We start from the raw sequence: 13,605 nt of genomic DNA on the forward strand, positions 1-13,605 counted from the left end.
CGAAACTGCGGCGCCTGTCAGGCTGAAGGCCGACGCACCTGCACCTTGCTGTACTCGGCCTCGGCATCATCGCTGAGCAGTATGTCCCCGCGCCTTGCCAGCTCACGAGCCCGCCAGTAGAGGAACAGGTCAGTGGGAAAGAAGCCGTCGCAGTGGCCCATGACCTCCGCCATGGCTCGGGCCAACGGCATCCAGTCGTCGCGGCAGGCCGCTACCAGTTCGCGGTCAATCTGCGCATTGTCTTCACCAACGAAACGCCCATCGATCCAGCGACGTACCGCAGCGTTCTCTTCAACCGCTTCCCGCCATTGCCTGGCGAGGCCGGCAATGCGAGCCGGTTCGACGAGACGTGGCTGATAAAGCGCAGCCAAGGCATCCGGCGCATGCATGGACACTGCCATGCGTGTGCCGACTCGACTGTCACCGGTGCCGCATGCAACCTCGTGCAAGGGTATCGCCGAACCTTCCATAGCCGCCGCCACCCGCGCCAGCATCAACTGTTCGGAGGCGCTGTCGCCATGCCAGACCGTTATTTGCCGCGACTGGTCAGGCAGCCCCTCCAGCCATTCGGCGTCACTGGCAATGCCCGAGAAATCAGGCCGAGGCGTCAACCCGACCGGCCAGACCCCCTTCCAGAACGCCACACGCATCCTGCAAGGTGGGGTTTCGATGTCCGCGAGCGGCCCGACCGCCAGATCGTCTCGCAGCACGCGAACTTCATTGCCCTCGGCCAGCAGCTGCCGAACGCTGTCAGCGGCGAGATCGCCACAGGTGATATGCCACATGGCGCGCTCCGGTCGATCAGTCGGGTTTTTTCTTCAGTTTCGGGTTGGGGAAGAACTGCACTGCCTGCACCTGCGGATCGGGCGCCTTTGGCTTGGCCTGGTTGACCCGCGTACCCAGTTCAGACGGCACCGACTGGCCCTGGGCATTGAGGGTGTCGGCGTAGCCGCATTCGACGCACTCGCGATGCGGAACGCCATCGACGTCCCACATCTTGATGCTGTCGCTGGCGCTGCACGCCGGGCATACAGCCCCGGCGATGAAGCGCTTGGTGGTCACTTTCGGCGCGTCGCTCATGCCACGTCCTCGGTCAGGCCGAGATGACGCAGCAAGGCGTCGGTAGACGGCTCGCGGCCCCGGAAGTCGACGAACAGCACCATGGGTTCCTGCGAACCACCGCGGGCCAGAATGGCCTCACGGAAGGCGCGCCCGGTGTCGGCGTTGAATACACCCTCTTCCTCGAAACGCGAGAAGGCGTCGGACGACAGCACTTCAGCCCACTTGTAGCTGTAGTACCCCGCTGCGTACCCACCGGAGAAGATATGCGCGAAGCTGTTGGGGAAGCGGTTGCTGGCCGGCGGACGCATCACCGACACCTCGTCGCGGATGCTTTCCAGCACTTCGAGCACGCTGCGGCCATCGCCGTGGGTGGCATGCAGTTCGAAGTCGAACAAGGAAAACTCGAGTTGGCGCACCATCATCAGGCCGGACTGGAAGTTCTTCGCTGCCAGCATCTTGTCGAGCATGTCCTGGGGCAGCGTTTCGCCAGTCTGGTAGTGACCAGAGATCAACGCCAGCCCTTCAGGCTCCCAGCACCAGTTCTCCATGAACTGGCTCGGCAGCTCGACCGCGTCCCAGGCCACGCCGTTGATGCCAGAGGCCCCGGCATGCTCGACCTGGGTCAGTAGATGGTGCAGGCCATGGCCGAATTCGTGGAACAGCGTGGTGACTTCGTCATGGGTCAGCAGCGCGGGGCGCTCGCCGACCGGTGGGGTGAAGTTGCAAACCAGGTTGGCCACCGGCGTCTGCAGCGTGCCGAGGCAAGTACGGCGCTTGTCCCGCGCGCCGTCCATCCAGGCACCGCCGCGCTTGTTGGCCCGCGCGTAGAGGTCGAAGAAGAAGCGCCCGACGTGCTCGCCCTTCTCGCGGATCTCGAACAGGCGCACGTCCGGATGCCAGCCGTCAAAGGCCTCCAGCTCATGAATTTCGATGCCGTACAGGCGCTTGACGATGGCAAACAGGCCGGACAGCACCTTGTCCACGGGGAAGTAGGCACGCAGCTCTTCCTGGCTCAGGCTGTAGCGGGCCTGGCGCAGCTTTTCACCGAAGTAGTTGACGTCCCAGCTCTGCAAGTCGGTGACGCCCTGCTCGGCGGCAAAGGCGCGCAGCTCCTTCAGATCGCGCTCGGCGAACGGCTTGCTGCGCTTGGCCAGATCACGCAGGAACCCCAGCACCTGGTCGGTGCTATCGGCCATCTTGGTGGCCAGCGACAGCTCGGCGTAGTTGCCGAAGCCCAGCAGCTGCGCCAGTTCCTGACGCAGGTCGAGAATCTGCTCCATCACCGGGCCGTTGTCGAACTGGCCGGCATTCGGCCCCTGGTCGGAGGCACGGGTGGAATAGGCGACATAGACCTCTTCACGCAACGCGCGGTTGTCGGCATAGGTCATCACGGCGTAATAGCTGGGGAATTCCAGGCTGATCAGCCAGCCATCCAGCTCCTTGGCCTTGGCGGCTTCGGCCATCTGCGCCTTGGACGAATCGGTGATGCCGGCCAGCAGGCTTTCGTCGGTGACGTGCTTGGTCCAGGCCTGGGTGGCGTCGAGCAGCTGGTTGGAGAAGGTGCTGCCCAGTTCGGCAAGCTTCATGCGGATCGCGCCGAAGCGTTGCTGCTCGGCCGGCGGCAGGTCGATACCGGACAGGCGGAAGTCACGCAGCGTATGCTCGAGAATGGTCTTCTGCGCGACATCGAAGCCGTCAGCCTCAGGGCTCAGCGAGAGCGCCTGGTACGCGGCAAACAGCTCAGCGTTCTGACCCAGTTCGGTGGCGTAGGCAGACAGCTTGGGCAGGCAGGCCTCGTAGGCGCTGCGCAACTCAGCGTTGTTACGCACCGCATTGAGGTGGCTGACCGGCCCCCAGGCGCGGCTGAGACGCTCGTTCATTTCGTCGAGGCCCACAACGAGGGTGCTCCAGTCGAGGCTCTCGGCCGGGCGGCTGAGCAACTCCTGCAGGGCGACGCGGTTCTCGCCTAGGACGGTATCGACTGCCGGCTCGACGTGCTCCGGACGAATCTCGGAGTACGGCGGCAGGTCGAAATCCCGAAGCAGCGGATTGGTATCGGTCACGGCAGTTGCCCCTTTTGAATGAGTGTTCAGCCAGGCATGTTAAAGGCTATTGCTCGACTGCGCAGCCAGCAAACGGGTCGATAGCGTGACACTATGAATAACCAAACCGCAGGTGTGATGCGATCAGGAATGTGCGGCGTCACTTGGCATCATCGAACCCGCCCCGCCCGGCTGGAAGGCTTATAACTGCGACGGTTTCCTGCAGCGCGGGTTCCCGCGAAAGGAAAGAGCTTGCTGGGCGACACGTGCACCGCTTCGGCCACGTTGTATGCCGATGCCATGGATCGCCAGCAAGGACTAGGCGTCCCCCTGGCTCTTACTGGCCTCGATGGCTACGGCTCCTTAATGCGGAGCCGCGACAGCGCCCCTGTAGGAGCGAGCTTGCTCGCGATCAAGGCATGCAGCACCTAGGACGTCACGTGCGATTCCACAGGCAGTTCGGGGCGCCGGGCATAGCGCTGCGCCAGCACGGTGCAGACCATCAGCTGAATCTGGTGGAAGAGCATCAGCGGCAGGATGATCATGCCGACCGCACTGGTGGCGAACAGCACCTGCGCCATGGGCACGCCGGTCGCCAGGCTCTTCTTCGAGCCGGCGAACAGAATGGTGATGCGGTCTTCCAGAGTGAAGCCAAACACCTTGGCCAGCACGCTCGTCAGCCACAGGACGATCGCCAGCAACAGGCAGCACGCCAGGGTCAGTCCCAGCAGATGGCCAAGCGGCACGATCTGCCACAGGCCTTCGACGACCGCGCCGCTGAACGCGGTGTAGACCACCAACAGGATGGAGCTTTGGTCGACCGTCTTGAGCCAGGTCTTGTTGCGCGTCACCCAGGCGCCGATCCAGCGGCGTGCGATCTGCCCGGCGACGAAGGGCACCAGCAATTGCATGACGATCTTGCCGATGGAATCCAATGTGGAGCCAGTTTCGCCCTCGACGCCCATCAGCAGCAACACCAGCAAGGGGGTGAGGAATATACCGATCAGACTGGACGCGGCGGCGCTGCAGATCGCGGCGGGCACATTGCCGCGAGCCAGCGACGTGAAAGCGATGGCCGACTGCACCGTGGCAGGCAGCGCGCAGAGATAGAGCATGCCCAGGTACAGCTCGTCGCCCACCATCGGCGTCAGGACCGGTTTGAGCGCCAGCCCCAGCAGTGGAAACATGATGAACGTGCAGGCGAAGACCAGCAGGTGCAGGCGCCAATGCCCGGCGCCCGCCAGGATCGCTTCGCGCGACAGCTTGGCGCCGTGCATGAAGAACAGCAGGGCGATGGCGGCGGCGGTCAGCCACTCGAAGAACACCGCGACCTGCCCCTCGCAGGGAAACAGTGTGGCAATCGCAACCACTGCTAGCAGGGCCAGAGTAAAGTTATCGAAGAGTAGGCGGAGCTTGGCCATGAGTGATTTCCTTGGGGCTTGCAGGCAACAGGGATGGACCTTACCGTTAGTGCTGTCTTCCGACTAACGCCAAGCAGGCATGAAATGTCGCCAACCGGACAAGAAGCCGTCCTGATCACGCGCCTCAGTGAGCTTAAAGCGTTACCGCGGCCAGTCTATGGGCAGCTCGACTCGCCCCCCAACCTCAAGCTCGGCTACCGTCACAGCCACCCGTGGGTGCAGCTTTCCCATGCGGTCGAGGGCGTGCTCGAGGTACGCACAGACAGGGGCCGCTTCATTGCGCCACCGTTGCGCGCGGTGTGGATTCCAGCAGGCGTCACCCATCAGGTGTTCTGCGCGCCGAATACCTGCATCCGCAGCCTGTACATCGACCGCAGTGTAGCCAGCGATGCGCCAGAGCATTGCCGGGTACTTCAGGTCAGCCCCCTGCTACGCGAGCTGATCCGGCATTTCAGCACCCTGCCTGAGGCCTATGCCGAAGACGGTGCCGAGGGTCGATTGGTACAGGTCCTGCTCGATCAGCTGGAGTGTGCTTCGGAAGTCGAGCTCGTATTGCCGCTTCCGGCCGAGCCGCGCCTCAAGCGGCTGTGCAAAAGCCTGCAGGCGCATCCGGATTCGCAGGAGGGACTCGCTGACTGGAGCCGGACGCTGGGTGTCTCCGAGCGCACCCTGAGCCGACTGTTCTTGCGCGAAACCGGATTGACCTTCCGTGCCTGGCGCCAGCGGCTTCGGCTGCTCAGTGCACTGCCAGCACTGGAGCGCGGCGAGCGAGTCACCGACGTTGCGCTGGTTTGCGGCTATGAATCGCTGTCAGCATTCATCGCCGCCTTTCGTGAACAGTTCGGTGCCACGCCCGGCGAATTCTTCCGCTCCGGCAGCAATGCCGTCGACGGCCAGGTCTATCAATGACCGGCCGCCCTTACACACGCGCCTTACAGGAGCAACCCATGAGCATCCGAACGTTTCAGGGCCACACACCAGCACTCGGCGAGCGAGTCTTCGTCGACTCCAGCGCCGTGCTCATTGGCGATATCGAGATCGGCGAGGACAGCTCCGTCTGGCCGCTTACCGTGATCCGCGGCGACATGCACCGCATCCGCATCGGCAAACGCACCAGCATTCAGGACGGCAGCGTGCTGCACATCACCCACGCCGGCCCGTTCAACCCGGACGGATTCCCGCTCACCATCGGCGACGAAGTCACCGTCGGCCACAAAGTCACGCTGCATGGCTGCACATTGGGCAGCCGTATTCTGGTCGGGATGGGCTCGATTGTGATGGACGGCGCGGTGGTAGAAGACGAAGTGATCATCGGCGCTGGTAGCGTGGTGCCGCCAGGCAAGACCCTTGAAAGCGGCTACCTCTACGTCGGGAGCCCGGTGAAACAGGCCCGGCCCCTGACAGACAAGGAACGCAGCTTTTTCAGCTACACCGCCGGAAACTACGTGAAGCTGAAGGATCAGCACTTGGCTGAAGGTAACATGGATTGAGCGGGTGAGGCTGGTCGCCAGCAAGCTGGCTCATACGGTTGACTCACGGCGCGAATGCGACGCGGCTGTTGTAGGAGCAAGCTTGCTCGCGATCGCGGGTCTGGATTAGAGAAACATCCCGCCCGACGCCTCAATGCGCTGGCCATTGACCCAGCGGCCGCCTTCGCCAAGCAATGCGGCCACGGCGAGCCCGATGTCGTCGGCTTGCCCTACCCGCCCGAGCGCCGTACTGCTGGCAACAAACGCGTTGAGATCGGCGTTGTCACGCACTGCACCGCCACCGAAATCGGTTTCGATGGCACCCGGCGCGAGCACGTTGACGCTAATGCCGCGTGCACCCAACTCACGCGCCTGATACCGGGTCAGCACCTCAATGCCGCCCTTCATCGCCGCGTAGGCCGAATAGCCCGGCAGCGAAAACCGTGCGAGACCGCTGGATACGTTGAGGATGCGTCCACCGTCGACAATGAGCGGCAGTAGGGTCTGGGTCAGGAAAAACGGACCTTTGAGGTGCAGGTTCATCAGCAGATCGAACTGCGCTTCGCTGGTTTCGGCAAAGCTGGCAGTCTGGCCGATGCCGGCATTATTAAACAGAAAGTCGATGTCCGTACGGCCGAAACGCTCCGGCAGCGCCGCGCGCAGACGGTCGGCAAAGCCTGAGAAGCTTGCGCTTTCACTGACATCCAGTTGGAGCATCAGCGCCCGCGCGCCGAGACGCTCGACCTCGTCCGCTACGGTCTGGGCCTCGGCGGCCTTGCTGTGGTAAGTACCGATGATGTTTACACCTTCTGCGGCAAGATGCAGGGCTGCGCTGCGCCCAAGCCCGCGGCTTGCACCGGTGATCAATGCGAGTTTGTTTTTCATGTTGGATCTCCCGACTGGTTGAAGACGAGGATCAAGATATTGTTCAGACTGGACCGGATAAATCCGCCACTTCTGGATAGACCGATCGATATTTCCGACTAATCGGGCAGCGAAATGAACCTCCTTGAACTGCTACGGACCTTCGTTCGGGTCCATGAACTGGCCAGCTTTACCGGTGCCGCCGATAGCCTTGGCCTGCCCCGCTCCACCGTTTCCGAGCATATCCGCGCGCTGGAGCAGCGGCTCGGTGCCCGACTGCTGCAGCGCACCACGCGACGGGTCCAGCCGACACAGGACGGCCAGTTGTTGTACGAGCGGTGCCGCGACATGCTCGATCAGGTAGAGGAAGTCGAAGGTCTGTTTCGTGAAGACAGCCTGTTGGCCGGGCGTCTGCGCATCGACCTGCCGGTGGCTCTGGCGCGCAGCCTGGTAGTGCCACGGCTGGGTGAGTTTCTCGACAAGCACCCGGCCATCGAGATCGAAGTCAGCGCCACCGACCGTCGGGTCGATCTGGTGCGCGAGGGCTTCGATTGCGTGTTGCGCATCGGGGAGGTTGCAGACACCGGCCTGGTTGCACGCCGGCTCGGCAGCTATCCGCTGGTCAACTGCGCCAGCACTGAGTATCTGAAGGTGCACGGGGTGCCTGAAACGCTGGCAGATCTTGCCGACCACGAGCTGATCCACTACGTCCCGGTACTCGGGGCGCGTTCGGCCGGCTTTGAATACCAGGAGAATGGCAAGCCGATGTGTCTGCCGATGAAAGGCCGGGTCACCGTAAACAACAGCGACAGCTACAGATTGGCCTGCGTCGGCGGATTTGGCCTGATTCAGGTGCCGCTCGCCGGCGTCCGCGAATCGCTCGAGAATGGCGAACTGCAGATGGTGCTGCCAGATCATGTCCCTGCGCCCATGGCTGCTTCGCTGCTGTACGCCCACCGCAGCAATCTGCCGCGTCGCGTACGCGCATTCATGAACTGGCTGGCCGCGTTGATCGAACAAGACATCGCCGCCGCACATGCCCTTGCCCAGCGCCTGCAGGCTGGCGCGTCCTAGCTGACCGCGGCGTTTGGCTGGCTGCCATGAAAGAGGTGGGCTAAAGCCCACCTGCGGTTGCTGGTCGACAACTTGATGTTACAGCGCCTTCCGGACTTGTTGGTCGCCTGGCAACCGTTCAGTCATGCGACTTTGAATCTGCTCACCAGCTGCTGTTGCTGCTCAGCGAGCCGCGCTAGCTCCAGGCTGGTCGCGGCGGTCTGCTCGGCACCGGCGCTGACCTGGATGGCCACATCGTTGATCTCGGTGACGTTGCGGTTGATGTCCTCGGCGACCGCACTTTGCTCCTCTGCCGCCGAGGCGATCTGAATGTTGCGATCGCTGATGCCGGCCACGCCTTCGGCAATCTCGGCCAAAAGCTCCCCGGCACGCACGATGTTGTCTGTGCCCGCCTGCACGGTGGCAAGGGTGTCCTGCATCGAGCGTGCGGCGCGGTCCGAGCCAGCTTGCAAGTTGGTGATCATCTGCTGGATGTCGCCGGTCGACTCTTGCGTCTTCTGCGCCAGTACGCGTACTTCGGAGGCCACCACTGCAAAACCACGTCCATGATCACCCGCTCTGGCCGCCTCGATCGCGGCGTTCAATGCCAGAAGGTTGGTTTGCTCGGCGATACCGCGGATAACGTCCAGAACCGAGGAAATCGAGTCGCTCTCGTTCTTGAGGTCAGTGATGATGGCCGCGGTCTGGTCAGCCTGGCGTGAAAGCTGGCGGATCAGATCAATGGTGCTGTCGATTTCATTTTTGCCCTGAGCGGTGTTGTGGTTGACCCGCTGCGACAGCTCGGCCGCATCACTTGTGCTGAGGGCCACTTCGCGAACGGTTGCACTCATCTGGTTGATTGCGGTCACCACCAGTTCAGTGCCCTCACGCTGGCGCTCGACACTCTGGCTGGTCTGCACGGTTACGGCCGAGCACTCTTCAGCGGCGGTCGCCAGTTGGCCGGTAGCACTGCCGATATCACGTACAACGTGGGCGAGCTGATCGGCCATGGCATTGAGACTACTCGAAATCACGCCGAACTCGTCGGTTCCCTGGTAGGACGCTCGCGCGGTGAGGTCTCGGTCGGCCAAGGCCAGCAGCGCCTGGTTTACGTCTCTAACGGCAAGGTTGATGTTTCGAATGATCAGATACGACAACACTGAGACCGCAATCAGGGCAAGCAGCACCATCGAGGCGGCAAACCACAGGGCCAGGCGGGCATCGTCCCGCGCTTGGCGAGCGACAGCGCCCACACCCTGAGCCAACGCTTCTTCAACCTCGCCCATCAAGTCGATGCGCGCGGTAGAGGTCTCGAACCAGGCTTCAGGCTTGATCCCCAGCGACTCACCCAACGGCTTGTCGAAAGCCAGACGTTGAAGCTTTGCCACTTCGAGCGAGCTGGGCTGCTGAAGCTTCTCCTCAAGTTGGCGTACGAACGTCTCCGATGCCGAGCGCTTGAAACTGTCCTGATAGGCAGAGAACTCACCGAGGTTACGGCTGAAGCTCGACAGCAAGGCGGCATCGAACCGATCCTGGTTGAACACTACCCCCAGCATGGCCCGTTCGCGGCCTGCCCGTTCCTTCATCTCGATGAACTGGTTCAATGAGCCCAGCAAGCGCGACAGCCGTGCATCCTGAACACTGTGCTCCAGCTGATAAGTGAAGCCGATCAGGCTCTGAATGATTTCAGTAAAGCGAGCCCCCGACTCCTTGCCGTTGATGGAAAGCGCGTCGATCTGGCTACGTATGCCCGGCAAGGCATTCAGCGCGTTGAGGGCCTTTTCGACCTGACCGCCACCGTCCTGAGACAGGCCGCGTACGGCCTCAAGGGCCTCATCCGTATCCCGTCGCATGACAGGCAAACGGCTTTTCATCACGGTACCCTGGCTGCCGATGAATACCCCGCTCGCGCCGCGCTCACGCTGCAAGGTGGTAATCAAGCGGCTGACTTCCTGTGCCGATGTGCTTGCCTGTTCCGTTGCCTCCATGCTTCGTAGCGTCTGATAACTATCTTTCACGAACAATCCGGCCAGCCATATGAAGCCAATCAGGGGAAGCAGGAGGATCATCACCAGCTTGTAACGCAGGGATATATTGTTGAGCACCGTCGTACACCTTCATTTACGGGCTGTGGACCTATCGAAGCCAAAGCCGGATCTATAAATTGCTGCCATCCCACACCTCCATTGCGGGCGCTGTGAAACTGCGGGCTCGCGTAGTGCCCGTGTCACCGCACTTATCGACGGTGCAGGAAGTTTGTTGAGGCGCCAAACTTGATCCAAATCAACAGAGATACGGGTATCCCGCCGGCCCCTAACCAGGCCGACAGACGGTCATTAAAGTGTCATCCGGCAGCTGTAGATGGCGCAGCAACTTTGCCTCAAGCTGAGGATTGCAAAGCGGTCAGCCTGTGAAGACCGAGCCCTCTGGTGGCGGGAGATTCAGCAGAGTTCATGCTCGAGACAGCTTTTTTCTGGGCGCTGCGTGGGCTTCGGTTTGTCGTTCTGCCACTGGTGAGTGCGTCGCTGCTGTAGGCCAATCTGCGCGAAGGGCCGCCGCTGTTTGCCCTGTCGCGACGGGTTCGGGACAATTGTCGGCCATCCAGCAGCCGGCCCGCTCCCCATGCATCACTCCACCATCCTCTTCGACCTCGACGGCACCCTCACCGACCCACGTGAGGGCATCACCCGTTCGATTCAGCACGCACTGGCGCAGCTGGGCATCGACGAACCGGATCTGACCAAGCTCGAGCCCTTCATCGGGCCGCCGCTGCTGCAGGCGTTCATGGAGTTTTACGGCTTCGACGAGGCGCGCGCCTGGGAGGCGGTGGGTCATTACCGTGAGCGTTTCAAGACGGTCGGCCTGTATGAAAACCTGCTGTTCGATGGCGTGCTTGAGATGCTCGAACACCTGCGCGGCCAGGGGCGAACGCTCTACGTTGCCACCTCGAAGCCTTCAGTGTTCGCCCGCGAGATCGCGCGGCATTTCGCATTCGATCATCACTTCAAGGTGATCTACGGCAGCGAACTGGACGGCACCCGCACCAACAAGGTCGAGCTGATTGCCCATCTGATTGCAGAAGAAGGGCTCGCTCCAGAGCAGACGTTGATGATCGGTGACCGCAAGCATGACCTGATCGGTGCACACAGCAACGGCTTGCAGGCGGTCGGTGTGGGGTACGGCTTTGGCAGCCATGCCGAGCTGATGGCGCAGTCACCGGCTTATTACTACGCCACGCTACCAGCGCTGCGCGCGGCGTTCGGCTAGGGCGTCTGGTTGCGTTCGGGCGCGAAGCTTACAGGCGGCGATCCATCGGCGTTGATCTGTTGGACCTTTGAGGGTCGACCCTCCGCGTCGAGCTGGATGCGGCCGATGCCCGAGCCGTTCCACAGCCGTTCGCCGGACCGGCTGCGGCTGGGCAGCCACGGCTGGACCCTCACCCGGCGGCGTTTGGTAAACCAGTTCAAGGGTGAGCGGGGTGAATACAACCAGCGGTTGAGCCGATCGAACAGGTCCAGCAGGCGCGGGGGGAATTCGTTTTTCACCCCGCTGCTGGTGATCTGCCATAACCGCGGGCCCTCGGCACGGCCTCGAATGCGTACTTCATAGGCGAACGAGTAATGCACGTCGCCGGACAGGATCACGTAATTGCCCGGCGTGCGGGTGTGGCGGAAGATGTTGAGCATCACTTGCGCGGCGCCGCGGTGGGCCATCCAGTTTTCGGCGTCGACCAGCAGCGACAGCCCGGCCCAGCTGAACACGCGCTGCACCGTCTCGATCAGCTTGACGCCGAACATGGGCGCCGGCGAGACGATGACCACCGACCGATGATCGAGCAATTCCTGCTGAAAGTCCGTCAGTGCCTCCCAGTCCATCAGCCCCGAAGGCCTGCTCAGGTTGCGCTCGCTGCGCCAGCGTCGGGTCCGGGTATCGAGCACCACCAGCGCCGGCTCGCTGGGAATGACATAGCCCCAGTCGCCGCGCGCCAGCAGCTCATCCACCACCCGATCATGCAGCGCGCAATCGAGTCGCCCGTCTTCGCCGCTATCCAGCAGCGCCTCCACCGCGCTCAACGACGTGACACAGGCATCCGGTGCATTGCCCCAGGCCTGGCACAGCAGATAACCCAACAACGCGTTGCCGATGATGCGTCGCGAAAACGGATGGCCGTAGGCGGTCTGCTCCCAGCGCGCGCTGAGGTTCCAGTCATCGGTGATGTCGTGGTCATCGAAGATCATCAGCGAAGGCAGATGCGCCAGCCCCCGCGCCACCTGTGGCAAGCCCTTGCGGAACGCATCGATGCAGGCGGCTTCGCGCGCGTAGCGCTGGGCCATCTGCTCATCCAGCGGCGGCACCTGGAGTTCGATCAGTGACCAGGGCACCGGCGACCAAACCAGCAGGTACATGGCCAGCACCTCGCCCAGGGACACCAGATGGTTGTGCGCGCTGGCGGTGGTAAACACCGGCTTCTCGACACCACCGAAGAAGCGCTCACGCAAGGCTTCGTTGGACTTGATGGCCGGCAGCAACTGCTCGCGTTGATAATAGGTGGCTGGATGCGCCATCAGCTCATCGCTGTCAGCAACGGTCGCGCCCACGAGGCACTCGCCGTACAGCCCGAGCCGGCGGATCAACGCATGGATCGCCACGAGGGTTGGGCCGGAAACATCGTCGGCATAGATCTGGTCGCCGGTCATCAGCAGCGCGGCGGGCCAGCGTTCGGGCGATTGGCGGGCCTGGGCGACCAGTGAATCGACCGTGACCAACCCATCCGCCGAGGCGTGGTGCGGCTTGCGGCAGGAGCCATGCAGCAGATCATCGTAGCGCGAGCGGATGACGAACGCCGGGCGCTCGAACCCTTCATGGATCAGGTGCGGTGCCCATTCGGCGATGCGCTGTTCCGTCGCCTCATGACTGATCAACAGGTCGTACTCGATCAGCCGATCAACCGGCAGCGGCGCATCCAGGCGGACATCAATCAGGTGCAACCAGGCCGACGTCCCGACGCGAAGCTGGCGACAGGCCTCGCCTTCCACTGCCAGCGAAACCGACGCGTCTCCTTCGGGGTGTAAGCACAGGCGCAACGCCAGCGGCTCGCTGGCCACCAGCCAGAGCACCAGCCGCCCCGCCTCGAGCCGGCGAAGCATAGGCCCGGCAAGCACAAGGGGAAGGGAAGCAGCGGTGTCGGATGGTGCGGGGATGGGCATGCAACGGCTCGTGGGCGGCAATGTTGCATCAGAGTGTAACGAATGCGGCCGGTTCGACGTGGTGTGGGTCGCTGTGCCCCGCCGGCTCACCGAAACCTGCCTGCAGTCTTTAGCGGTAGAGACCGCTCCCCCAAAGCGATCGCGGCGCCCTGCTGTGGGGGCGGTTGGGGAGACCGTGTCTTGACCGTGAATGATGCCGTTTGGTCAGCTACCCGGCACCTGGCTCCACCGCGGCAAAAGGATTGTCATGTATCCCTCGAATCGCTTACGTAAGGTCCGCCACTCGCAAAATGGCAGCTTGTATCGCAGGGCGGTTGGGCTGCTGTAGATCCATTTCGACGCTTGCGGAGTGAAGCACCGTCAAGGTCATTCGGGTCCAACTGTAGGAGACTCGACCACAGGGCGACCAACCGCATCTGCGCGAAGTGGCGACCTGTGCATCCGAACAGTGTTTGACATACCGGCAACCCCGCTTAAGCTCGCGCCC

At 62.6% G+C, this 13,605-nt stretch carries 11 protein-coding genes; 4 read left to right on the plus strand and 7 right to left on the minus strand.

Annotated elements, in window-relative coordinates; genetic code table 11:
* Positions 1 to 17: 17 nt before the first annotated feature.
* From JQR87_RS19480 to JQR87_RS19495, 4 genes are all read right to left on the minus strand, one after another.
* Positions 18 to 785, minus strand: coding sequence for a DUF1835 domain-containing protein (locus JQR87_RS19480; RefSeq protein ID WP_407294096.1), 768 nt, complete (start codon positions 783 to 785; stop codon positions 18 to 20).
* A gap of 16 nt (positions 786 to 801) precedes the next feature.
* Positions 802 to 1,080, minus strand: coding sequence for a YheV family putative zinc ribbon protein (locus tag JQR87_RS19485; RefSeq protein ID WP_407294094.1), 279 nt, complete (start codon positions 1,078 to 1,080; stop codon positions 802 to 804).
* Positions 1,077 to 3,125: an oligopeptidase A gene (prlC, locus tag JQR87_RS19490; RefSeq protein WP_407294092.1), complete on the minus strand. Its 2,049-nt coding sequence runs from the start codon at positions 3,123 to 3,125 to the stop codon at positions 1,077 to 1,079. The genes JQR87_RS19485 and prlC overlap by 4 nt, the downstream gene beginning before the upstream one ends.
* Positions 3,126 to 3,532: 407 nt before the next feature.
* Positions 3,533 to 4,525 (minus strand): bile acid:sodium symporter family protein, encoded by a 993-nt coding sequence (locus tag JQR87_RS19495; RefSeq protein WP_407294090.1) that lies wholly within the window; start codon positions 4,523 to 4,525, stop codon positions 3,533 to 3,535.
* Positions 4,526 to 4,609: 84 nt separating this feature from the next.
* Between JQR87_RS19495 and JQR87_RS19500 the strand changes: the two genes are divergently transcribed.
* Together JQR87_RS19500 and JQR87_RS19505 are read left to right on the plus strand one after the other, a co-directional pair.
* Positions 4,610 to 5,434 (plus strand): AraC family transcriptional regulator, encoded by an 825-nt coding sequence (locus JQR87_RS19500; RefSeq protein WP_407294088.1) that lies wholly within the window; start codon positions 4,610 to 4,612, stop codon positions 5,432 to 5,434.
* Between the two features lie 38 nt (positions 5,435 to 5,472).
* Positions 5,473 to 6,015 (plus strand): gamma carbonic anhydrase family protein, encoded by a 543-nt coding sequence (locus tag JQR87_RS19505; protein WP_407294085.1) that lies wholly within the window; start codon positions 5,473 to 5,475, stop codon positions 6,013 to 6,015.
* Positions 6,016 to 6,120: 105 nt separating this feature from the next.
* Here the strand turns inward: JQR87_RS19505 and JQR87_RS19510 are convergent, their stop codons facing one another.
* Positions 6,121 to 6,879: an SDR family NAD(P)-dependent oxidoreductase gene (locus JQR87_RS19510; RefSeq protein ID WP_407294083.1), complete on the minus strand. Its 759-nt coding sequence runs from the start codon at positions 6,877 to 6,879 to the stop codon at positions 6,121 to 6,123.
* 114 nt (positions 6,880 to 6,993) lie between these two features.
* On the opposite strand from JQR87_RS19510, the gene JQR87_RS19515 reads away from it, so the two are divergent.
* Complete coding sequence (locus JQR87_RS19515; protein WP_407294081.1) at positions 6,994 to 7,932, plus strand: LysR family transcriptional regulator; 939 nt, start codon at positions 6,994 to 6,996, stop codon at positions 7,930 to 7,932.
* Between the two features lie 122 nt (positions 7,933 to 8,054).
* Here the strand turns inward: JQR87_RS19515 and JQR87_RS19520 are convergent, their stop codons facing one another.
* Positions 8,055 to 10,016 (minus strand): methyl-accepting chemotaxis protein, encoded by a 1,962-nt coding sequence (locus tag JQR87_RS19520; protein ID WP_407294078.1) that lies wholly within the window; start codon positions 10,014 to 10,016, stop codon positions 8,055 to 8,057.
* A gap of 517 nt (positions 10,017 to 10,533) precedes the next feature.
* On the opposite strand from JQR87_RS19520, the gene JQR87_RS19525 reads away from it, so the two are divergent.
* Complete coding sequence (locus JQR87_RS19525) at positions 10,534 to 11,178, plus strand: HAD family hydrolase (protein WP_407294076.1); 645 nt, start codon at positions 10,534 to 10,536, stop codon at positions 11,176 to 11,178.
* Here JQR87_RS19525 and JQR87_RS19530 read toward each other — a convergent pair.
* Positions 11,175 to 13,118 carry an alkaline phosphatase family protein gene (locus JQR87_RS19530; RefSeq protein ID WP_407294074.1) on the minus strand — a complete coding sequence of 648 codons (1,944 nt, stop codon included), beginning with the start codon at positions 13,116 to 13,118 and terminating at the stop codon, positions 11,175 to 11,177. The two genes, JQR87_RS19525 and JQR87_RS19530, sit on opposite strands and share 4 nt — an antisense overlap.
* Positions 13,119 to 13,605 lie beyond the last annotated feature (487 nt).

This window comes from Stutzerimonas stutzeri (genome assembly GCF_051028275.1).
In the GTDB taxonomy this organism is placed as follows: Bacteria; Pseudomonadota; Gammaproteobacteria; order Pseudomonadales; family Pseudomonadaceae; genus Stutzerimonas; species Stutzerimonas stutzeri_AS.